Genomic DNA, 26,984 nt, shown 5'->3' with positions numbered 1-26,984 from the left:
GGTAAGGAGTCTGGGTGTCACCATGATGCCGTATCTGGCGTCGCTGTTCGCGCCAGTCACCACGGCGATCCGGCTGAACTTGTTGAGCGCGTCAGGACGGCCCAGTTGCTCATCCGGAATCGACGACAGCGGGCGTATCCCTTTGTGTACCATATTAATCCGAACAATCTTAATTCAGTACACGTACCGAGACGCCATGCGAAATTACGGGCCGCGGGTGACACGCTACATCCTCGCGGCAGGGGTGCTGAGTTGGGTCGCGGTGAGCGAATTGGGCGTGGCGCTCCTCGCGTACGACATCCTCCAAGCCGTCGTCCCGGGGCTGCCGGCGCGTCCGGCCATCATCTCGTTGATGACGACGCCGGAGTTCCTCGGTGCCGTAGCTGTGGCGTTCGTCGGGAGCGCTGTTGTAGGTCGCTGGCGCTACGGCAGCCTCGCGTCGTTCTCCGTCGCGGCGGCCACGAGGGTGGATTCGCTGCTCGGCTGGACCATCTTCGACGGTCCCGTGCTCGTGGGTCGCGTCGAACACGATGGCGTGGGCTGGCGCTTCGAGTACCTCGAGGGCGACCAAGTGAGCTACGTCGCTCAGGAGTGTCCACTCTGCGGCCTCGAACTGATCGAGGGAGTCCTCCCGCGCGAAGTGGTCCACGGGCCGAACACGGGGTTCGAACCCGGCGAAGAGAACCGCGAGACGGCGGCCAAAGCGTGGGCAGACGTGTTTGGGTCGGAGAAGGCCGACGACCACGGCGAGACGCTGGCGCTCACCTGTCCGGACTGCAACTTCTCTGTCCCTGGAACCTCGGAAGTCCCCGAGGGACTGGACGGGGCCCGAGCAATATTCCGGCGGCACATCGACCGGATGCGCTCGGGCAACCGTGGAGGTGAGCCGTTCGAGGTGTACGTCGCCTCCGCTCGCGAGCGAGTTGGTGGCGAGCCGAGACCGGAGGACGTGTGGGATGAGTACGTCCGTGAGAGCGAAGACGAGCGTGTCCTCCCGATCGGCATCCTCAACGCAGCAGGGACAGAAACCGGTACGAGCGAGGATCGGGTCGAGTTGGAGGTGTCCTCCTGAATGGCCGACCGGAGCACGTTCCCGGCGTTGGAGCGGTTGAAGGCCGAGACCGAGGGGCTGGACGTACTGGTAGAGGTGGCACCGCCGCTGGTCGCCGCCGCGCTCGAGTACATGTTCGACCTCGACTACGTCGACCGGCGCGAGGCGCTTCTCGAACGTCGCGACGAGGTCCGAGAGACGTACCAGCACCACCGACAGCGAATTGAACGGACCTACGGGAGCGATGTCGTGCGCGCGTGCGCCCGCCGCGAGGACGGCGACCAGCCACGGTTCGATCTAGAACGCATGGAGACTGAACTCAACGACGCGAGCGCTGCCGTGGATACGCTCTACGACGCGGTCAACGAGGACTATCTCACCCGAATCGAACGCCGGAAGTTGGCGGTGCTTGAGACGAACGTTCGCGAGGCCCGCGAGTACGTCCGCAACAAGATTGCGTTCGATCGTCAACGCGAGCGACTGTCGGCGGAAATCGAGGAGTTCGACGCACGGTTCGAGCCTTACGCCGGGGCCGATCGCTACATGATTAGCTCGGATCAAGAGGTGCTGATCGCGACGAGCAACGAGATATGGTATGGGCTAGCCGACATGGCGCGTGAGCTCGTCCTTCCCGTACTACCAGGCGCCGACGCCGACTGGCTGACCGAACGAAAGACCCGTTTTGGAGAACTGGTCGACTACCTACCTGATTACAACGATGAGTTCGTCGCGAGTGAGCGCGAGCGATACGCCGACCTGCTCGTCACCGACCATGGTCCACTGAACGACCAGCAACAGAAAGCCGTCGTCAGAGACGACCGGCGGAATCTGGTCGACGCCAGCGCTGGCACCGGCAAGACGCTCACACTCACCTATCGGTTCGTCTACTTGCTGGAGAAGGGTGTCCCTGCGAGCGACATCGTCGCCATCACGTACACCAAGGACGCCGCCGCCGAAATGAGCGCTCGTATCGCCGAAGCCGCCGGTGTTCAGGCGGACGATCTGAACATCTCGACTATCCATGCGTTCGCGAATAGCATCTACCACGAGGCTCGCAGCGGTGGCAGCGGTAACCTGGGGACCGAGCGCGAGCGACTCGTCGACAGTTTCCACAACGCCGCCAGTCGGGGCCACGACACCGAGCGCGCGGCCGTCGAGTTCCCCGACTGCTACGCGGCGTTCAAACGGGGATACGAGGAGTTCATCAACGCCGAGGGAGACTATGGCGAGGACGGCTACATCGCTGATAACAAGCGGTTCGGCGAGGATCCACAAGAGTTCGTCCGTCGAAAACTAGAGGAGTTCGTGGAGGAGGCCCGGACGTTCGACCGCTCGGCCGAGGAGATACGGCAGCGCCTCGACGGGACTGATCGGGTTCGAGACGCCTTCGGCGAAGCGGGTGCTGCGCTCGTTGAGGCTTACGACCGCGTCGTTGAGCGCGAGGACGCGCCCACGGACTTCGACGATATGGTGTATACCGCCACCGAAGTGGTCGAGTCGAACCCAGAGAGATTCGGCGACCGCTTCGCCCACGTGCTGGTTGACGAGTTCCAGGACGTCACGGACGCCACGCTCGGGTTCGTCGAGTCGTTCATGGGCGGGGAGAGCGAGACCCACCTGTTCTGCGTCGGTGACGACTGGCAGAGCATCTACGGCTTTAGTGGCTCGAACGTCCGGTACTTCACCGAATACGAGGAGCGATTCGATGACGTCACCTACACCCAGTTGCAGGTGAACTATCGGTGCCCGCCAGCCGTCGTCGACGCGGGTGCAGACTTGATGGCCCAGAGCGCTGCGCCACAGAACGAGAAGGTAGTGCGTGCGTTCAGCGACCTGGACGCGAAGCCGACGCTTCACACGATGGACGCGCTCTACGAGCCACGCGTCGTCGAGTACGTGGCCGACATGGTCGAGTCTGCCATCGCTGAGCGCCCCCTCGATGACGTAATGGTTCTCTCACGAAACGACGCGAAGAGCGCCTACATGGAGCGACTCCGTGAGGAACTGGAACGCCGAGAGATCCCCCACCGTCGACCGAAGTTCGTCAGAGACTTCCTCCCCGAGGGCTACCGCGAATCAGTCCCCTACCCGGTCACATTCGACCAGCAGGATTTCGCAACGTACGACGTCCCGGATGGGGAGGAAACACCCGAGTCGGGCCCGCCACTCGTTACGCTTCAATCGGTCCACGCATCGAAGGGGACCGAGGCACCGGTCGTCATCCTCCTCCACGCGGTGGATGAAGACGAAGACGGCATTCCGATCAAGGAACAGGCCGACGTCATCCTCGACCCCGCACGTGAGGTCACCGCCGAGCGCATTCCCGAAGAACGCCGACTGTTCTATGTCGCGCTCACCCGCACCGAGGAGGAGTTTCACGCAGTCGCCCGCGCCGACGAGGAGTCTCAGTACGTCCAGGACATCGAACAATGGTTCCAACGGGTGGCCGTGCCAACTCCCGAAGAACTGGTCGGGACTTGTACTCAGTTCACCCCAGCACGCCAAGAGCGGATGCCGGTGAAGGCGACGCTCGACTGTGGGGGGTTCGAGGTTTCGCTGCTCTCGTGGCCGAACCAGGACCCACCACGATTGGAGAAGGGTGTGACCTACCGGCTCGAACTTGATGATCCAAACAGACAGATCGAGCGGAGCAAGTACGGCGTGGAGATCCGATTTGACCGGACACCCATTGAACGCATAGGGACGGGCAAGACGGTAGCGACCGACGACTGACGGAGTCAAGTCATGCGTCGACGAGTGGCGCCTACTTGTCGCCGCCACCGTCTCCGTGGACTGAGGTCGGTAGCGGCTGAGACGACCAAGAACAACTCGAATGCGAGCGACCGTCCATCCGATTGGAATGGCAACTCGGGGTTGCAGTACAGAAATCGTGTGAATCTCTTCGAAGCGTACACTGCTGTTTCGGATGCCTTCGCGACGGGCGCTTCGCGGGGCGCGTAGCCCGTGCGACGGGTCGTCTGGAGCGTGGCGTCGTCATAAGGGCCGGCGTCCGTTCAGTCGTCTGGGTCAGCAGTTCCCGCCATGCGACCGTAGGCCGCCGCGGCGGCGCAGATCGAGGCCTCGTGTTCGTCACGACACTCCGCTGGTGTCAGTCTCCTTCGGTCAGGGAGTCGTGTCCCGACGACCTCGCGCCGGGAAGTGCTGGTGGCGACGCGCGCTGCGAACGCGTCGACTGCCGCACGACGGTCTCGTGTCACTGGAACCAGATATCCCTCCAGCTATAACAGCATTGCTACCATTCCGCACATCACTCGACTGAAACGAACGACGCGACTCCCGGGCAACTCAGCCAGACCGCCAAACCCTCACGATCATCCCTTTGCGAACCCATAGCAAGGCATTTCACGCGGGCAATTCAACCGTCAAATACTGCCCATCGGAGGGCCGATCAGTACCTATGTCAGACGACGAACTCATCTGGCGGATCGCTGGCGGGTCCGGGGACGGCATCGCCTCGACCAGTCAGAACTTCGCCAAGGCCCTGATGCGAGCGGGGCTCCACGTATTCACGCATCGTCACTATCCATCGCGGATCCGCGGCGGCCACACGTACGTCGAGGTACGCGCCTCGGCCGATCCGGTCGAGTCCCGCGGGGACGGCTACAACTTCCTGCTGGCGCTGGGTGACTCGTTCGCCCGCAACCCGCAGGATGAGGCCTACTACGGGAACGAGGAGGTCAAGCCCCTGTCGGAGAACCTCGACGAACTCCGCGAGGGCGGCGTCATCGTGTACGACTCCGGTCTGCTCGACGCCTCGGAGATCCCGGACTTCGAGGAGCGCGTCGAGGAGAACGACTGGCACGTGTACGACATGGACCTGCGCTCGCTCGCCCGCGAGCAGGGCCGCGAGGTCATGCGCAACACCGCAGGCGTCGGCGTCACCTGCGCCATCACCGGCATCCCCCTCGAGGCCATCGAGGAGCTGATGCGCGACGCGATGCCCGAGAAGATCCTCGAGCCGAACCTCGAGATCATGCAGACGGCGTACGACCTCGTGAGCGAGGAGTACGACGTCGACGCCCCCGACGTGTCCGTCCCGACGGGCGAGCACGACGAGGAGCAGGTCCTGATGTCCGGCTCCGACGCCATCGCCTACGGCGCCATCGACGAGGGCTGCCGCTTCATCGCGGGCTACCCCATGACGCCGTGGACCGAGGTGTTCACCATCATGAGCCAGAACCTGCCCGAACTGGGCGGGATCTCCGAGCAGGTCGAAGACGAGATCGCCGCAGCCGCGCTCGCCATCGGTGCCTCCCACATGGGCGTCAAGGCGATGTCCGGCTCCTCCGGCGGTGGGTTCGCCCTGATGGGCGAGCCGCTCGGCCTGGCGGAGATGACCGAGACGCCGCTCGTCCTGATCGAGGCCATGCGCGCCGGTCCCTCGACGGGGATGCCGACGAAGCCCGAGCAGGCCGACCTGGAGCACGTCCTGTACACGTCGCAGGGCGACTCCCAGCGCGTCGTCCTCGCGCCCGGCACCGTCGCCGAGGCGTACGAGGCGTCGCGCCGGGCGTTCCAGCTCGCCTACGAGTACCAGATCCCCTCGATGCTCATCTACGACCAGAAGCTCTCGGGGGAGCTGACGAACGTGCCGGCTTCGCACTTCGACCGCGAGCCCAACGCCGACATCGGCCTCACGCTCAGCGAGGAGGAACTGGCCGACCAGCCCCACACGGGCGACGGCAAGTTCCACCGCTTCCAGCACGAGGCCGAGGACGGCGTCTCGCCGCGCTCGGTGCCCGGCCAGAAGGGCGGCCGCTTCCTGGCGACCGGCAACGAGCACAACCCGGCGGGCCACATCAGCGAGGACCCCGACAACCGGGTCGCACAGATGGACCGCCGCGAGCAGAAGCTCGACGCGATCCGCGCCGACCTCGACGACGACGGACTGCTCGTCGAGCACGGCCCCGAGGACGCCGACTACGGCATCCTCACGTTCGGTTCCCAGCAGGGGACCGTCGAGGAGGCCGTCGACCGGCTCAACGAGAACGGCACGTCGGTGAAGTCGCTGACGGTCGCCGAACTCGCGCCGTACCCGGTCGAGACGGTGCGCGCGTTCCTCGACTCCGTCGAGGAGGCGCTCGTCGTCGAGATGAACGCGTCGGGCCAGTTCCGCGGTCTGACGCAGAAGGAGCTCGGCACGCACGGGGAGATGCTCTCCTCGCTGCTGAAGTACAACGGCAACCCCTTCGAGCCCGGTGAGATCGTCGAGGGGTTCACCACGAACGTCGTCGAGGACGGGGAGGTTCCCGGCAACGAGACGAAGTTCGTCCCCGCGGCAGGTGACTAACAATGAGCGCATTCAGTGCCATCGGTGAGGAACGAGAGATCGACCGCAACGAGTACACGCCCGACATCGAGCCCCAGCCAACGTGGTGTCCCGGCTGTGGTGACTTCGGCGTGCTGAAGGCCCTGAAGGGCGCGCTCCCCGACGTGGGGCGCAGCCCCGAGGAGACGCTCCTCGTGACGGGGATCGGCTGTTCCGGCAAGCTGAACAGCTACCTCGACAGCTACGGGTTCCACACGATCCACGGCCGCTCGCTGCCCGTCGCTCGCGCGGCGAAGCTCGCCAACCCCGGCGTCGAAGTGATCGCCGCGGGTGGTGACGGTGACGGCTACGGTATCGGCGGGAACCACTTCATGCACACCGCCCGGGAGAACCACGACATGACGTACGTCGTGTTCAACAACGAGATCTTCGGCCTCACGAAGGGCCAGACCTCGCCCACCTCCCCGAAGGGCCACAAGTCGAAGACCCAGCCCCACGGCTCGGCGAAGTCGCCGATCCGCCCGCTGTCGCTGTCGCTGACCTCGGGCGCGTCGTTCGTCGCCCGCACGGCGGCCGTCAACCCGAACCAGGCCCAGCGCATCCTCAAGGAGGCGATGGAGCACGACGGGTTCGCGCACATCGACTTCCTGACGCAGTGCCCGACGTGGAACAAGGACGCCAAGCAGTACGTCCCGTACACGGACATCAACGAGTCCGACGACTACGACTTCGACCCGACGAACCGCGCGGACGCTCAGGAGCTCATGCGCGAGACGGAGGACAAGCTGTACGAGGGCGAGGTGCTCACCGGCGTCTACTACCGCGACGACGAGCGCCCCTCCTACCAGCAGGAGAAGCAGAACATCGGCGAGATGCCCGACGAGCCGCTCGCAGAGCGGTACTTCGACGACGACTACGAGTGGGAGCGCTCGTACGACTCGTTCATCGACAAGCACAAGTGAGCCGCTCGGCGGCATCGCCGCCCCGAACGGCCCTCACACGGGCGTAGCGGGCGTCTGCCGTCGCGACTCGCCTGCCGACAAACCCGTTTTTCACTTCGCAAGGTATTTTTTCTGTGGCGCGAAACGATCCGGTAATGAGTACCTCCTCTACGGCCGATCGCATCCTCGAAGCGCTGGAGGAGGATGCACAAGCCTCCTACGCGGAGATCGCCGACCGCGCCGGCGTCTCCAAGCCGACCGTCCGCAAGTACATCAACCAACTGGAGGACGACGGTGTCATCGTCGGCTACACGGCGGAGGTCGACCCCAAGAAGCTCTCCGGGCAGACGATCGCACTCGTCGGCATCGACGTGGACAGCGAGTGCTACGTCGAGGCGACGCGTGCGCTGAAGAACTTAGACTCGGTGGAGTCGCTGTACTCCTCGTCGGGCGACCACATGTTCATGGCCGAGGTGCGCGCCGCCGACGGCGACGCGTTGGGTGAGGTGATCTCCGACGAAATCGGCGGCGTCTCGGGCGTCACGGCGGCGCACCCCTCCGTCCTGCAGGAGCGACTGAAGTAGCACCGCGCGGACGCTCACGGGATTTTCACGTAGTTGTACCCCGCCGACTGGAGTCGCACCAGTTCGGTGACGCCGCTGGAGACGGTCTCGACCCCGTCTATCGTCCCGTGTCGCACGTTCAGGGAGTCCAGACACGACTCGCCGACGGTCACGGTGACGCCGCGGTCGAGCAGGTCGCGCACCTCGTCGGCGTGCGTCGAGTCGGGCGCCACGATCCGGGCGCCTGTCCGGTGTGCCAACAGCGTCAGGTCGTCGTGTGCGAGCCACTCGTTGCTCGCCAGCATGTTCGCCGATCTGACCGCGTGGCCCCAGTCGTCTGGATCGTCGCTGGTCAGGTGGATGACCGTGTTCACGCCCTCGAATACGGCGAACACGGAGTAAAGCGCACTGTCGCCGCGAACCCGTCGAAATGAGCGACTTGCCGACCACTCGCCCACGCGCCACTTCACTTCCGCCGCGCGTGGCGAAGCTTTTGGGCGGTCGGGGTCTGAGCCACCCGTATGGAGGAGACGCTCCCCGGCGCGCCGACGGACGACCGCGGGGAGCGGGTGATCTTACACGTCGACATGGACTGTTTCTACGCCTCTTGCGAGCGCCTCAAAGAGCCGTCGCTCGCGGACGAGGCCGTCGTCGTGGGGATGGGGTACGAGCCGGGCGACACCATCGGCGCGGTCGCGACCGCGAGCTACGAGGCCCGCGCGTTCGGCGTCGAGTCGGCCCAGCCAATCTCGCAGGCGCTCGAACGGCTCCCCCGGATGGCCGACGCCGACGCGGACGACCCCGACGCTCCCGACCCAGACGAGGCGGGCCACTACCGACCCGTCGACATGGCGTTCTACAAGGAGGTCGCCGCGGAGGTGAAGGCCGTCCTCCACGACGTCGCCGACACGGTGCGGGAGGTGAGCATCGACGAGGCGTACCTCGACGTGACCGACCGGACCTCGTGGGAGACCGTCGACACGGGCGACGGGGGGAGTGAGGCGGAGCCGCCGACTGGCGACGCCCGCACCCTCGCGGAGGGGTTCGCCCGGCACGTCCGCGAGCGCATCGAGCGCGAGGCCGGCGTCCCCGCGAGCGTCGGCGTCGCGCCGAACATGGCGACCGCGAAGGTCGCCTCCGACCACGACAAACCCGAGGGGCTCACCGTCGTCCCGCCCGGGACGGTCGCCGACTTCCTCGCACCCTTGCCGGTGTCGGACATCCACGGCGTCGGACCGGTGACCGCGAGCGACCTCGCAGACCTGGGGGTCGAGACGGCGGGCGACCTCGCGGCGGCCGACCCTGCCGACCTCGAGGCCCGGTTCGGCTCCCGGGGGCGGGAGTTCCACGACCGGGCCAACGGTCGCGACGACCGCGAGGTGACGCCGACGGGGCGCCCGAAGTCGCTGTCGCGGGAGTCGGCGGGGCGGACCGACGACGCCGAGGAACAGCGCGAGAAGGTCCGCGCGCTCGCGGCGGACGTGGCCGAGCGGGCGCGCTCCCGGGACGCCATGTACCGGACCATCGGGGTGAAGGTCGTGCGCCCGCCGTACGACGTGAACACTCGCGCTGAGTCGCTGCCCGGCCCGGTCGACGACCCCGACCTGGTCGAGGAAGTCGCGCTCGACCTGCTGTCGGAGTTCGAAGGCGAGACGGTCCGGAAACTGGGAGTGCGCGTGTCGAACCTCTCGTTCGCCGCCGAGGAGCAGGTGACGCTCGACGGGTACGAGGGGGCGTCCGCGAGAGACGGAGACGACGACACGGACGCGTCGGACGGGGACGACGCGGGAACCGGCGAGGGTGACTCCGGCAAGAGCAAGAGCAAGAGCGACGACGACGGCGATGGCGACGACGCGGTGACCCGCCGGACGGTGTCTGGCGACGCGACGCTCGACGAGTGGGCCGACGAGGGTGACGCGGACGCGACGCGAGAGCGGCGTACTCGGCGCCGTCGTGGACAGGTCGACCTGAACGACTTCGGGTGAGTCGACCGGCTACAGGTGACGGGCACCCGCGGCGCCGACCGCGTCCGCGAACAGCGGGAGCGCGGGGATGACCGTCTCGACCGGACCGGCGTTGAACGTCGCGAACAGCCCCGCTAGATCCTCGAACGCCGACGCCTCGAACCCCGCCGCGAGAACCGCCTCCCGCGACAGCGCCGGCTGGTATGCGAGTCCCTCGACGTACGCTGCCGCGACCGCGTCGGCGTCGGCGACCGCGGTGTCGAAGGCGGTGCTCTCCAACTCCGGCTCTAGGTCCTCCCAGAGCCGGGTCAGGAAGCCGGGCCACTGCGCGAGACAGCGATACACGCTCGGGAGCGAGCCCTCGTCGAACCCGTGGAACGACTGGATGGCCGCGACGGCGTCCGCCGCGGACTCGGGCACGGCGTCGACGGCGACCATCGAGGGGTCGAGTCCGCGGTCGGCGTCGACGTGGTCGGGGAACGGTGCGGTCGCGCCCGGGTAATCCGGCACTGCCGTCCCCACGTCGCCGCCGTTCATCGAGCGGTCGACCAACTCGAACAAGACGGCGAGGCGCGGCGCGACGGCGTCGAACGTCGCGATCTGTCCGCGGAGTTCGCGCGCCTCCGCGGGCGCGAGGTCCAGGTCGCCCGCCCGGTACCGTGGGCCGTCGACCGCAGAGAGGACGGCGTCGCGGTAGGCGACGGTCGTCTCGGCGAACGCGCGCGTGTCGAAGGCGGGCTTCACCTGTCCCCAGAGGTAGCGGGTGAGATCCGGGTGGTTCGCGGTCGCCGTCCGCCAGATCCAGTTGACGACGGGCGCGCGGAACGTGTGTCGGATGTCGTCGTACATCCCCGCGCGCCACCCCGTCGCGTCCGCTGCGTGGAGTTCCTGACTGGTGTCCATGCGCGGTCGTCGCGGGGGGACGTGGTAAGTCCACCTCGCCCGTGTGCGCCAGACGGACGTGGGAGATGGCGAGGCGGAGGGGTCGCGTCAGACGCGCGTCCGACCCGACGGCTGGAGTTAAGCCCGGGCGGGCGTCAGGATGGATCAATGAGCGACGAGACCATCACCGTCGCGGACGTGAGCGACGGCGTCGGCGGCGAGTCCGGGCTCTCCGCGGGGACGCCCATCTCGCTCCCGGTGGTCGAGATCCTGACAGGTCGGGGCTTCATCACGGGCAAGTCCGGCAGCGGGAAGTCCAACACCGCCTCGGTCGTCATCGAGAAACTGCTCTCGAACAGTTTCCCCGTGCTGATCGTCGACTCCGACGGCGAGTACTACGGGCTGAAAGAGGAGTTCGAGATCCTCCACGTCGGCGCCGACGAGGAGTGTGACATCCAGGTGTCGGCGGAACACGCCGGCAAGATCGCCTCGCTCGCGCTCGAACAGAACGTCCCGATCATCCTCGACGTGTCGGGGTACCTCGACGAAGACGAGGCCTCGGAGCTGATCCGCGAGACGGCCAGACAGCTGTTCGCCAAGGAGAAGAAGCTGAAGAAGCCGTTCCTCATGCTGGTGGAGGAGTGCCACGAGTACATCCCCGAGGGCGCGGGGATGGACAAGACCGGCAAGACCCTCATCAAGATCGGCAAGCGCGGCCGGAAACACGGCCTCGGCATCGTCGGCATCTCCCAGCGACCCGCCGACGTGAAGAAGGACTTCATCACCCAGTGCGACTGGCTCTGCTGGCACCGCCTCACCTGGGACAACGACACGAAGGTCGTCTCCCGCATCCTCGGCAACGAGTACGGCGAGGCCATCGAGGACATGGACGACGGCGAGGCGTTCCTCATGACCGACTGGGCCGAGTCCATCCGCCGGGTCCAGTTCCGCCGCAAGACGACGTTCGACGCGGGCGCAACGCCCGGGCTCGACGACTTCGAGCGCCCCGACCTGAAGTCCGTCTCCGGCGACCTCGTCTCCGAGTTGAAGACGATCACCGACGAGCGCGAGCGCACGGAGTCGGAACTCGCCGACCTCCGCCAGGAGTTGGACAAGAAGAAGCAGCGCATCACCCAACTCGAACGGGAGTTGGAGGAGGCGCAGGACATGTCGAACATGGCGGACAAGTTCGCACAGGCGCTGCTCCAGAAGGCCGAGGCGCCGTACCGCGGCGGCACCGGTCGGACCCTCCAGCGCGGTGCCGGCGATGCGGGTGTCCCGTCGGCGAACGGCTCGGCCCCCGAACCGCAGCGACGCGACGAGGACGACGAGTTCGGCCAGTCGGTCGCCGAGGACCAGTCCGAACTCCACGACTACGAGGACCCCGAAGCGGTCGCCGCCGACAGAGCAGACACCGACGCGGCACCGGACCCGGTCGCGACCGCGACGAACGGCGCGGCGGCTTCGGCGGTCGACGACGCCGGCGCCGGCGACGGTGACGCCGAGACAGCGGCGGAGGCGGACGCGACGCCCGAGCGTGTGGCGGACGCGGTCCCGCCGACCGAGGGGGTCGACATCTCGCCGGCGCGCTCACGGTCGGGGTTCGCCGCCGACACCGACGGCGATGCGACGGCGTTCGTCGACGGCGACGAACTGCGCCACCGCGAGGCGGTCGTCGCGGGGTTCGTCCGTGCGGTGCAGTCGCTGGAGGACGTGACGCAGGGAATGCTCGCGGCGTACCGCGCGACGGGTCGGTCGACACCGTTCGAGGCCCACCGGGCCGCGAACGGGTCGGGCGACCGGACGTACGCGTACGCCCGGAACAAGGTCCTGCGACGCGCGGGGTTCGTCGAGCATCGCTCTGAGGGCGAGTACGCGTACACGCTCCCGGACCTGGTGCGCCGCGTGTACGGCGGCCACGCCGACGAACAGGAACTGGTCGAGGTCGTCGCCGAGATCGAAGCCGCCGCGGGACTGGACCCGGACCTGTCGCCGTGACGCTGAAACTCCCGCCAAGCGGCGACGACCGCTGGCGGCTGGCACCGCACGCGCGGGTCATCGTCTACGAGACCGACGACGGCAACGAACTGCTGACGATCTACGACTGCGGCGCCGCCCAGAAGCCGCCCGCCGCGCAGGTGATCGGCAACCTCGTCCGCGTGAACGCCGCCCACGAGTTGGAGCGCGGCCCGACCGGCTACGTCGTGTCGATGCGCGAGGACGCCGACTTGGTCAAGCAGGACGCCGACCACTACCTGATCGAGGCGGTCGACGACGCGTCGGACACGCTGTGATCGCCTCTCACACCGGCCAAACGCTCTTGACGCCCTGCGTGCAGGATGGCAGTAGATGGAGCCCAACTTCTCGTCTCGCTGACTGGCGCGTCGGCGAGGACGTGTCGGTCGGCACGGTGGAGGCGTCCTCGCCTCCAACGGTCGGCTACTGAGCGACCGGTCGTGAGCCAGTCGCCGTCGGGCCTCTCCGCTCGACGGCCTCCGGGAAACGACCACGACACACAGTGAACGTACGAGACAGACTCACCGGCGGGCGAGCGGTCGTCGCCGCCCGCGAGGAGGATTCGACGCCCGACACGACGGAGATTCGGCGACTCGCCGCGAGCGCCGGCTACGACGTCGTCGGCGAACTGACCCAGCGACGCCAGGAGGACCGCCGGTACAACCTCGGGGCAGGGAAAGCACGAGAACTGGCGGCTGTCGTCGCCGACACCGAGGCGACCGCAGTCGTCTTCGACGGCGCGCTCACCCCCGGCCAGTACACGGACCTGCTGGAGGTGTTGCCCCCGGAGACGACCCTGGTGGACCGGTACCGCCTCGTCCTCGAAATCTTCGCGGCGGGCGCCGGGTCGTCAACGGCCACGACGCAGGTTCGACTCGCGACGCTTCGGTACGAACTCCCGCGCGTCCGACGCGCGAGCGAGGAGTCCGTCCTCAACCGGGCGACCGAGAAGGGCTCGCCCGTCCTCGACGTCGAACGCCGCATCGACGACTTGGAGCGTCGTCTCGCAGAGGCGACCGACGCCGCTGCCGACCGCCGAAGCCGACGCCGCGAGGAGGGGTTCGACCTCGTCGCGCTCGCGGGGTACACGAACGCGGGGAAGTCGACGCTCCTCCGTCGCTTGGCCGACGACCTCGCCGTCGACGCCGACGACGACGGTACTGAGGACCACGATGGTACGGCCGCCGCCGACGTGACCGAGACGGCGACGGTCGCGGACCGACTGTTCGAGACGCTGGAGACGACAACCCGACGGGCGACGCTCGGCGGCAGACGGGTGCTTCTCACCGACACCGTCGGCTTGGTCACAGACCTCCCCCACGACCTCGTCCGGTCGTTCTCCGCGACCATCGACGAAATCGGTGCCAGCGACATCGTCCTCGCGGTCGTCGACGGGAGCGCGAACGACGCCCAGATCCGACGCCGACTGGAGACGACGGTCGACGTGCTTGCCGGCGACGCGTCCGGGGCGGTGCTCCCCGTCGTCACCAAGGTCGACCGACTCGACGAGGCGTCACGAGACGCCGCGGTCGCCGTCGTCGCGGAGACGCTCGCCGCCGCCGACGTCGACGTCGACACACACGATCCGGTCGCGGTCAGCGCCCACGACGGCGAGGGGGTGCAGGCACTCCGCGAGGCGGTGGTCGACGCCCTCCCGACTGCCGAAGCGCGACTCACCGTCCCCAACTCGTCCGAGACACAGGCGTTCGTCTCGTGGCTCCACGACCGCGGTGATGCCGCGGTCGCGTACGACGCCGAGGCGGTCACCGTCGAGTTCGCGGGCGCGCCCAGCGTCGTCGACGAGGCGAAGCGACGCGCCGCCGACCTCCGCGAGAGGTAGGTGGGGCTGACGACGACTCACGACGGTCGGCGGTCGCCTGCCGAGGTCGCAGGACCGAAGGCACATCCGCCTCGACCCCCTCCGATCGAGCATGGACGAAAAGACCGACCCGTCGGCGACGCTCACCCTCCCGACCGGCGAGACGGTCGACCCCGACACGGTGTTCAGCTTCAACGGCTACCCCTATCGCTTCCGCCCGCTCGACCACGCGGAGTACGCGTTCGCCCTCTCGCCACTGGTGTGGGGCGGCGGCGACATGGACGTCCCGTTCGAGGACCGCGAGGAACTCCGCGAGCAGTGGGGGCCCGAGTCACGCGGCGTCCTCACCGACGCCGAGTGGCGAGACTGGCTCGTGGAGGCGCGCGCGGACGACCGCTTCGGCGACGACGAACTCGACGTCGTGGAACGAGAACTGTTCGGCGGCGACGGCGGCGGCCTGCTCGACCGTGTTCGGCGCGCGCTCGGGGGGTGAGCCGATCGCACGACCGGCCAACCGCTGTGAGCACGCTTAAGAAGCGCCCACCACTCTCCTCGCGCATGAACACGCGCGACCTCTCGGCGAACGCGCCGTACGTCCCCGGCCGCGGCGTCGAGGAGGTGGCCCGCGACCTCGGGCTCGACCCCGACGAGCTAGTGAAGCTCTCCTCGAACGAGAACCCGTTCGGCCCGTCCCCGAAGGCCGTCGAGGCGGCGCAGGCCGCCGCCGAGGACGCCCACGTGTACCCGAAGGCCGCCCACGCCGACCTCACGGAGAAGCTGGCGGCGACGTGGGACCTCGCCCCCGCGCAGGTGTGGGTGAGTCCGGGCGCCGACGGCGCGCTCGACTACCTCGCGCGAGCGACGCTGTCCCCCGGCGACACCGTGTTGGTGCCCGAACCGGGGTTCGCCTACTACCCGATGAGCGCGCGCTACCACCACGGCGAGGTGACGACGTACCCCGTCGAGAAGGCCGACGGCTTCGCCCAGACAGCAGACGCGATCCTCGACGCCTACGACGGCGAACGGATCGTGTACGTCACGACGCCGCACAACCCCGCCGGCACCGAACTCCCGCGCGAGGAACTCGTCGCCCTGCTGGAGGGTGTCGACGAGGAGACCCTCGTCGTCGCCGACGAGGCGTACGGCGAGTACACCGACACGCCCTCGGCGGCGGGCCTGCTCGACGAGTACGAGAACGTCGCCGTCACGCGTACCTTCTCGAAGGCGTACGGGCTGGCGGGCCTGCGTATCGGCTACGCGCTCGTCCCCGAGGCGTGGGCCGACGCCTACGCCCGCGTCAACACGCCGTTCGCGGCCAACGCGGTCGCGCTGGACGCCGCCATCGCGGCGCTCGACGACGACGACCACGTCGAGAAGAGCGTGGAATCCGCGCGTTGGGCGCGCGACTACATCCGCGCGGAACTGGACGCCCCCACCTTCGACAGCGCGGGCAACTTCGTCCTCGCGGAGGTGGGCGACGGCTCGGCGGTCGCCGAGCGCGCACAGGAGCGAGGCGTCATCGTCCGGGACACCGGCTCGTTCGGCCTGCCAGAGTGCGTCCGCATCTCCTGCGGCACGGAGGCGGAGACGCGGGAGGCCGTCGAGACGCTGAACGACGTGCTCGTGGAACTCGGGGTCGAAGCGTGAGCGACGCGACCAACGACGACGACGCGCCGGCGCCGACGGGAGCCGTCGACCGCCTCGTCGTCACCGGCACGCCGGGGACGGGAAAGACGACCGCGACGGACGTGCTGGCCGCCGAGCGCAGCGTCGAAGTCGTCCACCTGAACGACCTGATCCGCGAGGAGGGCCTCTACACCGAGCGCGACGAGGAGCGCGACTCGCTCGTCGCAGATCTCGACGCCGTGGAGGCCAACCTCGGTGACTGGACCGGCGTCGTCGACTCCCACCTCGCGCACTACCTCGACGCCGACCGCGTGGCCGTCCTGCGGTGTCGCCCCGACGTGCTCGAAAAGCGGTTGATCGAACGCGGCGAAGGCGAGGCGAGCGCGCGAGAGAACCGCGAGAGCGAGGCGCTGGACGTGATCCTCGGCGAGGCAGTCGAGCGGTTCGGCCCGGATCGAGTGTACGAGATAGACACGACCGACCGCGACCCCGACGAGGTCGCGACCGAGTTGGGTCGCGTGCTCGACGGCGACCGCGAACCGTCGGCGGGCGAGGTAGACTTCGTGGAGTACCTATGACGCTGGACCAGTTCAGACCCTGGGCGGAGAAGGGACTGTCGCCGTTCGTGCGCGCAGCCGATTCGCTCGGCCTCTCGCCGGACGGGGTGAGTGTAATCGCGTTCGCCTGCGCCGTCGCCGCGGGGGTCGCCTTCGGCCTCCAGTCGCCGGCGGAGGCGCCGCTGGCGTACGTCGCGGGGTCGGTGCTCGTGTTCGCGAACGGCTGGCTCGACCTCGTGGACGGCGCGCTCGCGCGGGCACAGGGGACCGACTCCTCCGGCGGCGACCTGCTCGACCACGTCCTCGACCGCTACGCGGACATCGCGGTGCTGGTCGGGTTGGCCGCCGGCGTCGGGCGCTTCGACCTCGGACTCGCCGCGGTGACGGGCGTGCTGATGACCTCCTACCTCGGCACCCAGATCCAGGCGGTCGGCATCGGGCGGGAGTACGGTGGCCTGCTCGGCCGCGCGGACCGACTCGCGCTGGTCGGCGTCGTCGGCGTCGTCGCCGCGGTCGTCCCCGGCCCGCTCGTCGCGGGACTGGGTGCCGTCGCGCTCCTGTTGGTCGTGTTCGCCGTGGTCGGCCACTTCACCGCGATCCAGCGGTTCTGGGGTGCGTGGTCGGAGTTGAACTGAGCAGCCGACCCACGCAATCGAACCTCGCAGGCGAACGAACGTTTTTGTGCTCCCCCTCGGATGACGAACGTATGACCGGTACGCCCGACAACGTCGGGGTCGACGTCCCACTCGTTCGGGGACCGGACGCGACACTCTCGTCGGCGCTCGCAGCCCTCGAGGACGGGTGCTGCGTCCTCGTGACGGGCGACGCCCCGGACGACGCCTACCGGGTCGCCGCCTCGCGCTACTTCGGTGCCGCCGACCGCCGACGCCAGCGACTACTCGCGCTCACGCAGGACGACGCCGCCCCGAGGGCGTGGTTCCCCGACGGGGTCGACCCGGATGGCGACGAGGAGGCGGCCCTCGTGCGACTCGACGGAGCAGTCCGCGACCCCGCCGCGGTCGGAAATCCGTCTGTCGACACCGCCAGTCCGACCGACGCACCCGACGCACCCGACGAACCAGAGTCGACCGACGCACCCGAGTCGACCGACGCCGACCGCGTCGACCTCGTCGGGGGTGGCGAGGCTGGTGTCGGCGTCGACGCAATCCGCGCGGCCGTGTTCCACGCCGTCGAGGAGTTGGCGACCGACGGCGACGAGCGACTCGGCCTCCGGGTCGGCGTCTACCGTGCGGACGCGCTGTGTGCCGCGGTCGGCGCCGAGGCGGCGCGGCGCCTGCTTCGAGACGTCGCCGCCGAGACGCGCGAGCGCGGCGGCATGGCGCACATCCACCTCCCGCGACCGGCCTCGGGCGACCCGCGGTCTGACCCCGTCGTCGACGAGTTCGCCAAGTCCCTCGGCGACGAGTTGGACGTCATCGTCGAACTCCGGTCGCGCGAGACCGCTCCCGTCCCAGAGGAGCGCTGGCACATCCTCGGGTGGGGGACGACCGAGTGGAACCCCCTCCGGTGATCTGATGCCAGGACGAGAACAGGAGTCTCCGTCGGGAGCCGACCACTCCGGCTCCGGTGACGCCCCGGCGGGAGTCGGCGTCGACGGGGCGGCCTCCGCCGTCGTCCGACTCGTCCCGACAGAGCGGGGCTCCCCCACGGCCTACGAACTCGTCGACTCCATCGAGGAGGTGAGTCTCCCGGTCGCCGTCGAGGGAGTCACCGACGGGTCGACGACGGCCGGCGCGACGCGGGTCGACGCCGCAGACCGGTTCCCCGCTCCCGTCGACGGCTGTTGGCGCGTCGACGCCACGGCGGTGACGCCGCTTTGCACCGCCGACGTGTACGTCCGGGACCCGGACAACACTGTCGTGGCGACGGCCACCGCCGAGGCACCCGCGCGCGTCCCCGCCGGACCGCACGTCCTGGAGTTGTCGACGGCGCCGGTGAAGACGTACGTCGCCGTGGACGGCCCCGCGCGCGTCTCCTACGAGAACCGGTACCCGAAGGTGTCCGTCGAGGAGGCCGCCGTCGGCGACGGTCGACTCCTGATCGGCGCCCGGTCGCGCCGGACTTCCCCCGCCGGGACGGTGACGGTTCCCGACTCGCCAGCGGGGCTGGCGCGCGCTATCTCGACGTTCGGGTCGGCACTGGCGACCACCTCGCCGGAGCGGTCGTTCCCGACGCTTCGGGGCCACCCGCCGCTGTTGGAGCGCGGTGGTGAGTTCTCCGCCCCGCGGTTCGTCGAACGAGTCGACGAGGGGGTCGTCCTCGGCCTGCCGTTCGAGTACGACGCGCTGTACTCGGCGACGCCGCTGGCGTTCTACCTCGCGGCGGCGGTCGTCGAGAGCGACCAGCCGTACCTGCAGGCCGGCGACGTCCGCCACGACCTGCCGAGCGACCCGGAGGCGCTGTCGGAGCGGCTCTCGACGCTACTTCGCCACTGTTTCACCCTCGACTGCGCGACGCGGGCCTCGTCTGCCGGCTTGTACGACGTCGACTTGCACGTCCACGAGACGCTGAGCGACCGACTCGACCCGCCGTGGGAGGAGTGGTACGAGTCTCCGCTCCCCGAGCGCACGGCCGCGTACCTGGAGGTCTCGCCCGAGGCGACGCTCGACTGCCTCGACTGGCCGCACACGACGGACGTGGCGCCGGCACCGGAGAACGCGACCGTGCTCCCGTTCCTCGCGGCGGACCTGTCGGTGGTCCGGTCGCCGCCGCCGTCGCCGACGACGAGCGGCGGCGGCGACTCTGGCGAGTTGGACGCGTTCGTCCGCGCCTCCCGCGACGCGGTTCGGGGCGCGTCGTTGATCCGGAGCGCGGCCGACGACGCCGACCCGCTCACCCGCAGGCCGACGCAGAACGCGGGCGACGACTCCGAGACGGTCGTCACCCCCCGGGAGGCCGACAGCATCGCACAGGCGTGGGTCGGGCCGGGCTACCCGATGGGCGCCGCGAAGCCGACCGTGGAGGCGTACCGCCGGCGCCTCGACCGAACGCCCGCCGAGGACCTCACCATCGGCGTCACCGTCGTCTGCAACGACGAGGCGATGGTCGACGAGTTGGGCGACACGTACGGTTTCCGCGACCACATCACGTTCGACATCCGCGAGGAGCGCGACCTGACGGTCGCCGAGTTGCGCGACCTCCTCGCCGGCGAGCACGACTTCTTCCACTACGTCGGCCACGTCGACGAGCGTGGGATGCAGTGTGCCGACGGCTTCCTCGACCTCCACACCGTCGAGTCGACCGGTGTCGACGCGTTCCTCCTGAACGCCTGCACGTCGTACCGGCAAGGGATGGCCCTCGTCGACGCGGGCGCACTCGGCGGCGTCGTGTCGCTGACGGACCTGCCGAACTCGCTGGCGACGCGCGTCGGTCGCGACCTGGCGCGCCTGTTCGACGCCGGCTTCCCGTTGTACGCCGCGCTGGACGTGGTGGGGACCGGGCCGTTCGCCGGGAACGCCTACAGCATCGTGGGGGACCCGTTGGTGCAGTTGTGTCAGTGTGCGACTGGAGTCCCGATGGTGACGTTCCTCAGGGCCCCAGAGGGAGAAGAGGTGTCCTCAAGATTCCGTTACTACCCGACCAGACATTTCAGTACAGGAACTATGGCTCGACCACATATTGGAAGCTCAAAAAAGAATTACGTGGGGTCGGGAGATGCGACGACCCACGAATTCACTCGAGGGGGATTGAAAGAGTTCCTCTCGGAAGTTAGGGCACCGATCAGCTTCAACAATCAGCTGCTGTGGTCAGACGAAGTTCCAGCCGAGGAAATTTTCAACAATTAGGGTCCAGCCGTGGCGGAGCTGACAGCCATCGCGTTCCCCGCACTCGACAGCAGGAGAACGAGCGTGAACAGCGCGCCCATCATCCGCGGGTGCTCGGCCAGCCAGGTCGACATCGTGGTGTCGTTGTCGGACATTGTATCTTCCAAATACCTCGTGTTTGAATTCAATATATCGGAAAGATTCTGATAACATACGTGCAGAACCAATGATCGATATTCGGAGTATATAATACGGGGAGGAAACCCCCGACCGTGGCACACGATTTATACCGCGCAACGCGCTACTCCAAGGTATGCCCCAGTGTGAGATGTGCGGCGCGGAGAAGGCGTCGCTCACCACCACGAAAGTCGAGGGCGCAGAGCTGGAGCTCTGCGGCGACTGCTCGGACTTCGGCACCGAAGTCCGCACCGAGAGCAGTTCCTCCGCCTCGACGAAGTACTCCACCTCCTCTTCGTCTTCGTCGTCCTCGTCGTCTAGCTCGTCGAGTTCGTCGTCCTCGTCGTCGTCGACGCGGCGGCGGCGCGACATGTTCGACGACATGGAGACGGTCGCCGCCGACTACGACGCGCGGATCCGACAGGCGCGTGAGTCGACCGGCATGAGTCAGGAAGACCTCGCGAAGGACATCAACGAGAAGGCCTCCGTCATCCGCAAACTGGAACGCGGCGACATCTTGCCCTCCGACGACGTCCAGCAGAAACTGGAGCGCAAACTCGGCATCTCGCTGGTTGAAGGCGAGTCCGTCGACGACGCCGACTGGGAGGGCTCCTCCTCCGGGAAGATGACCCTCGGCGACGTGGTCAAGCGCAACGACAACTGACGCCGCAGCGCGGCGCCCCCGAGTGGACGACGAGCCGCAACCGCTGTCGCGACCGAAGCGCCTTTTCGTCGACCGACCCGATTACCCGCCCGTGAGCGACTCCGACACCCTGATCCTCGTCAACCTGAAGGCGTACCCGTGTGACCCCGTCGAGATTGCGGCGGCCTGCGCGAGCGTCGCCGACGACACCGGCGCGCGCATCGCGGTCGCTCCGCAGGCCGCCCACCTCTCGGCGGTCGCCGACACCGGCGTCGAGACGTGGGCCCAGCACGTCTCCCCCGTCGAGCACGGGAGCCACACCGGGTCGACGCTCGCGGAGGCCGTCGCCGACGCGGGTGCGACCGGCACGCTGATCAACCACTCCGAGAACCGCCTGAAACTGGCCGACATCGACGCCTCCCTGGCCGCCGCCGAGCGCGCAGGCCTGGAGACGTGCGTGTGCGCGAACAACCCGGCGCAGTCGGGCGCCGCGGCGGCGCTCGGCCCAGACGCCGTCGCGGTCGAACCGCCGGAACTCATCGGCGGCGACGTCTCGGTCGCGTCTGCGGACCCCGCCATCGTGGAGGACTCCGTCGCCGCGGTCGAGGCGGTCGACGCCGACGTCGACCTGTTCTGCGGTGCCGGCGTCTCGACCGGTGAGGACGTCGCCGCCGCGGGCGAGTTGGGCGCGACGGGCGTGCTCCTCGCCTCTGGCGTCGCGAAGGCCGACGACCCCGAGGCGGTGCTGCGGGACCTGGTCTCGGGACTGTAACGCTTCGTCGTAAGCCGCCATCCGGCGTTCGAATCGGTCGCGGGACTGTCTGCGTTCCAACGGTGCCGCGTCGCGCGACGCCGCCGCGCGACTCAGTCCTGCCGGACCTCGTGTTCGAGCACGCCGACGCCCTCGACCTCAACCTCGACGTGGTCGCCGTCCGAGAGGGGGCCGACACCAGCGGGCGTTCCCGTGGCGACGACGTCGCCCGGTTCGAGTGTCATGTACGTCGTGATCTCTTCGACGAGTTCCGGGATGGCGAACATGAAGTAGTCGCGCGAGGAGGACTGCTTCGTCTCGCCGTTCAGTCGGAGTTCGACGGACGCGTCCGCTGGCACGTGTTCGGGGTCGGCGATGCAGGGCCCGATGGGCGCCGAGCCGTCGAACGCCTTCCCGCGCACCCAGTTTTGTTCCTTGTTCTGGTCGTCCCGGTTCGACACGTCGTCGAGACAGGTGAAGCCGGCGACGTAGTCCATGGCGTCCTCGGCGGCGACGTTGCGCGCCTGCTCGCCGATCACGAACGCGATCTCGGCCTCGTGGTCGACCTGCTCCTTCCCCGCCGGCAGCGTGACCGTCGATCCGGGGTCGGCGACGCAGTTCGGCGGCTTCAAGAACAGCAACGGTCGGTCCGGCACCTCGTTGCCGAGTTCCTCGGCGTGGTCGGCGTAGTTGCGGCCGACACAGACGATCTTCGAAGGCTCACACGGCGCGAGCAGGTCGACGTCGTCGCGGGTGGTGTCGAACGCCTCGCCGGCGGCGGTGACGACGCCGTCGTCGTAGGTGCCAGTGCGGACGGTTCCAGCTGGGTCTCGGATACGAGCGTAGCGCATTGCCAGCGGGTCGGGTGGATTCGGCTTAGTCGTTGTGTCCGCCAGCGGTGCCGACGCAGTCGCTCGTCGGTCGAAAAATGGAGAGAAGTCGACGACTGCTCGCGTCGACCTTACAGTTCGACGGCGCTCTTCTGCCCGAGCGACTCGGGGACAGTGAAGCGGATGCTCGTGGTCGCGCCGGACATCGTGTTGATCTTGATCGTGACCTCCGATCCCTCCGCGAGGTTACTCGGTGCGTTCGTGTCGCCGAATCCGTTGTCCCTAAGCGCGAACTCGATATTGAAGCGGTCGTCTGCGTCGTTGAGGACCGTGTCCGAGCTGTCGGTGTTCTTCACAGCCGTCGTGGTGAACTCCCACCCGGTCTCACTGGAACTGGTGTGGGTTAGCGTCTCGGTTCCCTCCGGTCCGATCCAGTTGATCGTCGCGTTCGAGAGGTCGATCTCTCCCGCACCCGGTGCCTGCGTCACGGTTACGTTCACCTGCTTGATCGTGTTGTCGGTCTGGTTCACCGAGCCAGTCGTGACGACCTCCTGGAGCCGGTTACTGACCTGCTTGCTCGACTGTTGACCCGTCTCCTGCGACTTGCTCTGGAGGAAGCCGGCGGTGTTGATCAGGACGCCCGCGGCGATCGCCGCCACGAGCACCATCGCGATGAACACGATGAGTGTCCCGATTCCCACTTGCCCGCGTTCTTCCTCGTCCGTGATGAATTCGAACATGGTTTGCCTGTCTCCGCCCACGCTGGGCCGACAGTTACTCTCCCGGAGGCCGCTCCCCTACATATATCTCAGCCGCCAAGTATCAACGCTGAAAATCGGAGGCGGCCGCCCGGTGCTCGTCAGCGGACGGTGGCGTCGGTCACCCGGGAGAGTCGGTCGGCGACGGCGTCGTCGAGGCCCGCACCGGTGACGCGCCACCGCCAGTTCCCTTCGGCGGTGCCCGGCGTGTTGAAGCGGGCGTGGCTGTCGAGGCCGAGGAGGTCCTGCATCGTCGTCACCGCGAGCGTGGCGTCGGAGTTCCACACCGCCTCGATCACGTCCCACTCGATTTCGCTCCCGTCGGTGCCGAGGTTGTAGTGGAGGCAATCGCGCTGTTCGGCCCCGAGCGACTCGTAGTAGCCGACGACGGTGTCGCTGTCGTGCGTGGAGGTGTACCCCACCGAGTCCTCCGGGTAGTGCATCGGCTGGTAGAGGTGTCCCTGCTGGCACCAGTCTGCGTACTGGGGGACGCGCATCCCAGGAAGGTCGAACGCCTCGCGCAGGGAGGCGCTGTCCGGGTCGAGGAATCCGAGATCCTCCGCGACGAACGGGAGGTCACCGAACTCGGCGCGCACGGCCTCGAAGAAGTCGTGCCTGGGGCCCTCGCGCCACTCGCCAGTCGCGGGGTCGTCGCTGTCGGCGGGGATGGCCCAGAACTCGTCGAACCCCTTGAAGTGGTCGAGGCGGGCGTAGTCGACCATCTCGAACAAGCGGCGGAGGCGGTCGAGCCACCACGCGTAGTCCGTCTCGGCGAGGCGCTCCCAGTCGTACACCGGATTCCCCCAGCGCTGGCCGCCGTCGCCCTGGTTCGGCGGGACACCCGCGACGGTCGCCGGACGGTTCTCGTCGGTGAGATCGAACGCTTCGGGGGCGGCCCACACGTCGGCGGAGTCGAGCGCGACGTAGATCGGCAGATCGCCGAGGATCCCGATCCCGCGCTCCTGTGCGTACGCGCGGAGGTCGGCCCACTGGCGGTCGAACGTCCACTGGCAGAACGCGCGGAATCCGACCTCGTCGGCGAGGTCCTCACGGTAGGCCGCGAGCGTCTCTGGGTCGCGCGTCCGCGCCGGTTCGGGCCACTCCGTCCACAACTCGCCGCCGAACTCGGCTTTCAGCGCGCGAAACAGCGTGTAGTCGGCGAGCCAGTCGGCTTCGCGCTCGCGGTAGTCGGCGAACGCGGCGTGTTCGTCGGGGGCGCCCTCGTTGCGGAACCGGTCGAACGCGGTCCGAAGGCGGTCGAGTTTGAACGACTCGACGGCGTCGTAGTTCACCTCGTGAGGCGAGAAGCCGGCCTCGTCACCACTGAGTTCGTCGTCGGTGAGGTAGCCCCGGTCGGCCAACTCCGCGAGGTCCACGAGCAGGGGGTTGCCCGCGAACCCGGAGAACGTCTGGTACGGCGAGTGGCCGTGGATACCAGCGGTCGGGCCCAGGGGACACACCTGCCAGACGGACTGGTCGGCCCGGTCGAGGAAGTCGAGGAACGAGCGGGCGCCCGCGCCGAGGTCGCCGATGCCGTGGGGACCCGGCAGCGCGGTCGGGTGGAGCAGGACGCCGCTTCGTCGGTCGAATCGCATTGTGGGGGCATGGTGCCCGGGGCGTATGAAGTGCCGGGTCTGTTGGGGGCGCAGCGCCCGGCGACGACGCGAACAGCGGCCCCGTGTGTGCGGTCAGACGACGCGATAGACGGGGATGTGGCGACGCCCGGGGACTAAGTACCGCACCCGCGATACGCGACACAATGACGTACACCGTGCTGATGTTGGGGTGGGGGTTCCCACCGAACGTGACCGGGGGCCTGGACACGGCGGTGGGCGAACTGTTCGAGCGCCTCGAGCAGCGCGACGGCGTCGAGGTGGAGTTGGTGCTGCCGGCGGAGTACGCGCCCGAGGGCCGCGAAAACATCCACGGCGTCCCGACGGGCGAGGGCGACATCATCACCCGGATCGGTCGGCTGTCGGGGGCGTTCGTCGACCGCGCGGCCGACGCCGACATCGTCCACACGAACGACTGGTTCGGCTACAACCCCGGGTCGCGCGCGCAGGCCAGCCACGACGTCGAGTGGGTCACGACGTTCCACTCGCTGTCCTCTGACCGCAACGCCGACCCACCCGAGCGCGAGAAACGCACCGAACAGCGGGTCGTCAACCGATCGGACCACCTGCTGGCGGTCAGCGAGTTCACCGCGGGGAAGATCAGCCACGAGTACGGCCGCGACGCGGAGGTCATCTACAACGGCTTCTCGTCGGTCGAGCCGACCGGGCGCGACGTGAAGGCGGAGTTGGACATCGACGGAGAGATGCTGTTCTTCGTCGGTCGCCACACCGACCAGAAGGGGCTGTCGTACCTCTTGTACGCGCTCCCGAAACTCCGGCGCGACGTGACGCTCGTCATCGGTGGCACTGGCCACCTCACCGACCAACTGAAGCGGTTCGTGGAACTGCTCGACATCGAAGACCGTGTGGAGTTCGTCGGCTACCTCCCCGAGGAGGAGTTGGGCGACTACTACGCGAGCGCCGACCTGTTCGTCTCGCCGTCGCTCGCGGAGCCGTTCGGCATCACCATCGTCGAGGCGCTGTCGGTCGGGACGCGCGTCGTCGCCGGCCCCAGCGGCGCCGCAGAGGTCCTCCCCGACGACTGCCTCATCGAGGTGGAGCCGAACTCCGAGGCCATCGCCGCCGGCATCGAGCACGCGCTCTCGTTGGACTCACCGATCGAGTACGACGTGCGCACGTGGGACGAAGTCGCAGACGAGCACGTCGCGTTCTACGACCGGATCCTCGCGGAGAAGCGAGACGAGGCGTGAGGAAGGGGCGCTGCGCGCCCGGTGGCGTCACCGGAGCAGTCGGAAGTCGGTGACCGGTTCGGGGTGGACGATGCGGAACCCGTCTGCGGTCGGCTCCAGTCCGACCCGGTCGGGGGCGGGCCCCCCGCGCTGGTACGGACTGTCGGACTCGCCCGGCGACTGGTACGGGCTGTCCGAGGTGACCGACTGGTACGGACTGTCGGACACCGACTGGTAGGGGCTGTCCGCGGTCGACGGACCGGTGCCGTAGGCGTCTTGGCGACCAGCCGAGTCCGGTGGCCGGCGGAAGTCCTCCGGCGGGAGGTAGATGCGCTCGCCCGAGGCCGACTCGACGACGACCGCCGCGTCGCGGTCGCCCGTGACGGTGATCACGGTGCGTCCGTCCGCGATGTCGATCTCAACCGAGACGGGACGGTCCTCGTCCGGGGCGTCGTCGGCGTCGGTCGCGGGCGTGTCGTCGGGGGTCCCCTCCATACCCACGTCATTCCTCGGCGCCCACTTAGGGGT

25 protein-coding genes are annotated in these 26,984 nt (G+C 68.2%); 18 read left to right on the top strand and 7 right to left on the bottom strand.

Going from position 1 to position 26,984, the window contains the following annotated elements; translation table 11 throughout:
* Positions 1 to 196: 196 nt before the first annotated feature.
* The 5 genes from P0R32_RS07235 to lrpA1 all read left to right on the top strand — a co-directional run bounded on the left by P0R32_RS07235 (position 197) and on the right by lrpA1 (position 7,866).
* Complete coding sequence (locus P0R32_RS07235; RefSeq protein ID WP_276239282.1) at positions 197 to 1,072, top strand: hypothetical protein; 876 nt, start codon at positions 197 to 199, stop codon at positions 1,070 to 1,072.
* On the top strand, positions 1,073 to 3,784 hold the full coding sequence (locus P0R32_RS07230) for a UvrD-helicase domain-containing protein (protein ID WP_276239281.1): 2,712 nt from the start codon (positions 1,073 to 1,075) through the stop codon (positions 3,782 to 3,784). It begins immediately after the preceding gene.
* 685 nt (positions 3,785 to 4,469) lie between these two features.
* Positions 4,470 to 6,362: a 2-oxoacid:acceptor oxidoreductase subunit alpha gene (locus P0R32_RS07225; protein ID WP_276239280.1), complete on the top strand. Its 1,893-nt coding sequence runs from the start codon at positions 4,470 to 4,472 to the stop codon at positions 6,360 to 6,362.
* A 2-nt stretch (positions 6,363 to 6,364) separates the two neighbouring features.
* Entirely contained in the window at positions 6,365 to 7,303 is a 939-nt protein-coding gene (locus P0R32_RS07220; protein ID WP_276239279.1) for a thiamine pyrophosphate-dependent enzyme, read from the top strand.
* A gap of 134 nt (positions 7,304 to 7,437) precedes the next feature.
* Positions 7,438 to 7,866: an HTH-type transcriptional regulator LrpA1 gene (gene lrpA1 / locus P0R32_RS07215; RefSeq protein WP_276239278.1), complete on the top strand. Its 429-nt coding sequence runs from the start codon at positions 7,438 to 7,440 to the stop codon at positions 7,864 to 7,866.
* Positions 7,867 to 7,880: 14 nt separating this feature from the next.
* Here lrpA1 and P0R32_RS07210 read toward each other — a convergent pair whose 3' ends face one another.
* The gene (locus tag P0R32_RS07210; RefSeq protein ID WP_276239277.1) at positions 7,881 to 8,219 is read right to left on the bottom strand and encodes a DsrE family protein; all 339 of its coding nucleotides are present in this window, start codon (positions 8,217 to 8,219) and stop codon (positions 7,881 to 7,883) included.
* A 147-nt stretch (positions 8,220 to 8,366) separates the two neighbouring features.
* On the opposite strand from P0R32_RS07210, the gene P0R32_RS07205 reads away from it, so the two are divergent.
* Positions 8,367 to 9,830, top strand: a complete 1,464-nt coding sequence (locus tag P0R32_RS07205) for a DNA polymerase Y family protein (protein ID WP_276239276.1) — start codon at positions 8,367 to 8,369, stop codon at positions 9,828 to 9,830.
* Positions 9,831 to 9,839: 9 nt separating this feature from the next.
* Here P0R32_RS07205 and P0R32_RS07200 read toward each other — a convergent pair whose 3' ends face one another.
* Positions 9,840 to 10,712, bottom strand: coding sequence for a halocarboxylic acid dehydrogenase DehI family protein (locus P0R32_RS07200; protein WP_276239275.1), 873 nt, complete (start codon positions 10,710 to 10,712; stop codon positions 9,840 to 9,842).
* Positions 10,713 to 10,859: 147 nt separating this feature from the next.
* On the opposite strand from P0R32_RS07200, the gene P0R32_RS07195 reads away from it, so the two are divergent.
* From P0R32_RS07195 to P0R32_RS07155, 9 genes are all read left to right on the top strand, one after another.
* A complete protein-coding gene (locus P0R32_RS07195; RefSeq protein ID WP_276239274.1) occupies positions 10,860 to 12,689 on the top strand; it encodes a helicase HerA domain-containing protein in 1,830 nt (609 codons plus the stop codon).
* Entirely contained in the window at positions 12,686 to 12,985 is a 300-nt protein-coding gene (locus tag P0R32_RS07190; protein ID WP_276239273.1) for a hypothetical protein, read from the top strand. The genes P0R32_RS07195 and P0R32_RS07190 overlap by 4 nt, the downstream gene beginning before the upstream one ends.
* Positions 12,986 to 13,209: 224 nt before the next feature.
* Positions 13,210 to 14,547 (top strand): GTPase HflX, encoded by a 1,338-nt coding sequence (hflX, locus tag P0R32_RS07185; protein ID WP_276239272.1) that lies wholly within the window; start codon positions 13,210 to 13,212, stop codon positions 14,545 to 14,547.
* 91 nt (positions 14,548 to 14,638) lie between these two features.
* The gene (locus P0R32_RS07180; RefSeq protein WP_276239271.1) at positions 14,639 to 15,019 is read left to right on the top strand and encodes a hypothetical protein; all 381 of its coding nucleotides are present in this window, start codon (positions 14,639 to 14,641) and stop codon (positions 15,017 to 15,019) included.
* 65 nt (positions 15,020 to 15,084) lie between these two features.
* Positions 15,085 to 16,173: a histidinol-phosphate transaminase gene (hisC, locus tag P0R32_RS07175; protein WP_276239270.1), complete on the top strand. Its 1,089-nt coding sequence runs from the start codon at positions 15,085 to 15,087 to the stop codon at positions 16,171 to 16,173.
* Positions 16,170 to 16,730, top strand: a complete 561-nt coding sequence (locus P0R32_RS07170; protein WP_276239269.1) for an adenylate kinase family protein — start codon at positions 16,170 to 16,172, stop codon at positions 16,728 to 16,730. The genes hisC and P0R32_RS07170 overlap by 4 nt, the downstream gene beginning before the upstream one ends.
* On the top strand, positions 16,727 to 17,344 hold the full coding sequence (locus P0R32_RS07165) for a CDP-alcohol phosphatidyltransferase family protein (protein WP_276239268.1): 618 nt from the start codon (positions 16,727 to 16,729) through the stop codon (positions 17,342 to 17,344). Before P0R32_RS07170 ends, P0R32_RS07165 begins: the two co-directional genes overlap by 4 nt.
* 71 nt (positions 17,345 to 17,415) lie before the next feature.
* Positions 17,416 to 18,240: a DUF7504 family protein gene (locus tag P0R32_RS07160; RefSeq protein WP_276239267.1), complete on the top strand. Its 825-nt coding sequence runs from the start codon at positions 17,416 to 17,418 to the stop codon at positions 18,238 to 18,240.
* Positions 18,241 to 18,244: 4 nt separating this feature from the next.
* Positions 18,245 to 20,515, top strand: coding sequence for a hypothetical protein (locus P0R32_RS07155; protein ID WP_276239266.1), 2,271 nt, complete (start codon positions 18,245 to 18,247; stop codon positions 20,513 to 20,515).
* Here P0R32_RS07155 and P0R32_RS07150 read toward each other — a convergent pair.
* Positions 20,512 to 20,649: a DUF7503 family protein gene (locus P0R32_RS07150; protein WP_276239265.1), complete on the bottom strand. Its 138-nt coding sequence runs from the start codon at positions 20,647 to 20,649 to the stop codon at positions 20,512 to 20,514. The two genes, P0R32_RS07155 and P0R32_RS07150, sit on opposite strands and share 4 nt — an antisense overlap.
* A gap of 158 nt (positions 20,650 to 20,807) precedes the next feature.
* Between P0R32_RS07150 and P0R32_RS07145 the strand changes: the two genes are divergently transcribed.
* Complete coding sequence (locus P0R32_RS07145) at positions 20,808 to 21,335, top strand: multiprotein bridging factor aMBF1 (protein ID WP_276239264.1); 528 nt, start codon at positions 20,808 to 20,810, stop codon at positions 21,333 to 21,335.
* 91 nt (positions 21,336 to 21,426) lie between these two features.
* Positions 21,427 to 22,086: a triose-phosphate isomerase gene (tpiA, locus tag P0R32_RS07140; RefSeq protein WP_276239263.1), complete on the top strand. Its 660-nt coding sequence runs from the start codon at positions 21,427 to 21,429 to the stop codon at positions 22,084 to 22,086.
* 92 nt (positions 22,087 to 22,178) lie between these two features.
* Here tpiA and P0R32_RS07135 read toward each other — a convergent pair whose 3' ends face one another.
* The 3 genes from P0R32_RS07135 to malQ all read right to left on the bottom strand — a co-directional run bounded on the left by P0R32_RS07135 (position 22,179) and on the right by malQ (position 25,248).
* The gene (locus P0R32_RS07135) at positions 22,179 to 22,916 is read right to left on the bottom strand and encodes a fumarylacetoacetate hydrolase family protein (protein ID WP_276239262.1); all 738 of its coding nucleotides are present in this window, start codon (positions 22,914 to 22,916) and stop codon (positions 22,179 to 22,181) included.
* A 110-nt stretch (positions 22,917 to 23,026) separates the two neighbouring features.
* Positions 23,027 to 23,635 carry a flagellin gene (locus tag P0R32_RS07130; RefSeq protein ID WP_276239261.1) on the bottom strand — a complete coding sequence of 203 codons (609 nt, stop codon included), beginning with the start codon at positions 23,633 to 23,635 and terminating at the stop codon, positions 23,027 to 23,029.
* A gap of 119 nt (positions 23,636 to 23,754) precedes the next feature.
* On the bottom strand, positions 23,755 to 25,248 hold the full coding sequence (gene malQ, locus P0R32_RS07125; protein ID WP_276239260.1) for a 4-alpha-glucanotransferase: 1,494 nt from the start codon (positions 25,246 to 25,248) through the stop codon (positions 23,755 to 23,757).
* A gap of 164 nt (positions 25,249 to 25,412) precedes the next feature.
* Here malQ and P0R32_RS07120 point away from each other — a divergent pair, with 164 nt between their 5' ends.
* Positions 25,413 to 26,477 carry a glycosyltransferase family 4 protein gene (locus P0R32_RS07120; RefSeq protein ID WP_349770209.1) on the top strand — a complete coding sequence of 355 codons (1,065 nt, stop codon included), beginning with the start codon at positions 25,413 to 25,415 and terminating at the stop codon, positions 26,475 to 26,477.
* Between the two features lie 27 nt (positions 26,478 to 26,504).
* Here the strand turns inward: P0R32_RS07120 and P0R32_RS07115 are convergent, their stop codons facing one another.
* Entirely contained in the window at positions 26,505 to 26,951 is a 447-nt protein-coding gene (locus tag P0R32_RS07115) for a DUF7510 family protein (RefSeq protein WP_276239259.1), read from the bottom strand.
* Positions 26,952 to 26,984 lie beyond the last annotated feature (33 nt).

It is taken from the genome of Halobaculum marinum (assembly GCF_029338555.1).
Classification (GTDB): domain Archaea; phylum Halobacteriota; class Halobacteria; order Halobacteriales; family Haloferacaceae; genus Halobaculum; species Halobaculum marinum.
This window is presented reverse-complemented; position numbering and strand designations above follow the sequence as displayed.

Bases quoted from the DNA above. Each gene is read 5' to 3' on its own strand.
- P0R32_RS07145 (WP_276239264.1), top strand. From the start codon at position 20,808: ATGCCCCAGTGTGAGATGTGCGGCGCGGAGAAGGCGTCGCTCACCACC.
- P0R32_RS07220 (WP_276239279.1), top strand. From the start codon at position 6,365: ATGAGCGCATTCAGTGCCATCGGTGAGGAACGAGAGATCGACCGCAAC.
- lrpA1 (WP_276239278.1), top strand. From the start codon at position 7,438: ATGAGTACCTCCTCTACGGCCGATCGCATCCTCGAAGCGCTGGAGGAG.
- P0R32_RS07120 (WP_349770209.1), top strand. From the start codon at position 25,413: ATGACGTACACCGTGCTGATGTTGGGGTGGGGGTTCCCACCGAACGTG.
- P0R32_RS07150 (WP_276239265.1), bottom strand. From the start codon at position 20,649: ATGTCCGACAACGACACCACGATGTCGACCTGGCTGGCCGAGCACCCG.
- P0R32_RS07165 (WP_276239268.1), top strand. From the start codon at position 16,727: ATGACGCTGGACCAGTTCAGACCCTGGGCGGAGAAGGGACTGTCGCCG.
- P0R32_RS07200 (WP_276239275.1), bottom strand. From the start codon at position 10,712: ATGGACACCAGTCAGGAACTCCACGCAGCGGACGCGACGGGGTGGCGC.
- P0R32_RS07230 (WP_276239281.1), top strand. From the start codon at position 1,073: ATGGCCGACCGGAGCACGTTCCCGGCGTTGGAGCGGTTGAAGGCCGAG.
- P0R32_RS07225 (WP_276239280.1), top strand. From the start codon at position 4,470: ATGTCAGACGACGAACTCATCTGGCGGATCGCTGGCGGGTCCGGGGAC.
- P0R32_RS07195 (WP_276239274.1), top strand. From the start codon at position 10,860: ATGAGCGACGAGACCATCACCGTCGCGGACGTGAGCGACGGCGTCGGC.
- P0R32_RS07205 (WP_276239276.1), top strand. From the start codon at position 8,367: ATGGAGGAGACGCTCCCCGGCGCGCCGACGGACGACCGCGGGGAGCGG.
- hisC (WP_276239270.1), top strand. From the start codon at position 15,085: ATGAACACGCGCGACCTCTCGGCGAACGCGCCGTACGTCCCCGGCCGC.
- P0R32_RS07180 (WP_276239271.1), top strand. From the start codon at position 14,639: ATGGACGAAAAGACCGACCCGTCGGCGACGCTCACCCTCCCGACCGGC.
- malQ (WP_276239260.1), bottom strand. From the start codon at position 25,248: ATGCGATTCGACCGACGAAGCGGCGTCCTGCTCCACCCGACCGCGCTG.
- P0R32_RS07130 (WP_276239261.1), bottom strand. From the start codon at position 23,635: ATGTTCGAATTCATCACGGACGAGGAAGAACGCGGGCAAGTGGGAATC.
- P0R32_RS07155 (WP_276239266.1), top strand. From the start codon at position 18,245: ATGCCAGGACGAGAACAGGAGTCTCCGTCGGGAGCCGACCACTCCGGC.
- P0R32_RS07115 (WP_276239259.1), bottom strand. From the start codon at position 26,951: ATGGAGGGGACCCCCGACGACACGCCCGCGACCGACGCCGACGACGCC.
- P0R32_RS07160 (WP_276239267.1), top strand. From the start codon at position 17,416: ATGACCGGTACGCCCGACAACGTCGGGGTCGACGTCCCACTCGTTCGG.
- P0R32_RS07235 (WP_276239282.1), top strand. From the start codon at position 197: ATGCGAAATTACGGGCCGCGGGTGACACGCTACATCCTCGCGGCAGGG.
- P0R32_RS07135 (WP_276239262.1), bottom strand. From the start codon at position 22,916: ATGCGCTACGCTCGTATCCGAGACCCAGCTGGAACCGTCCGCACTGGC.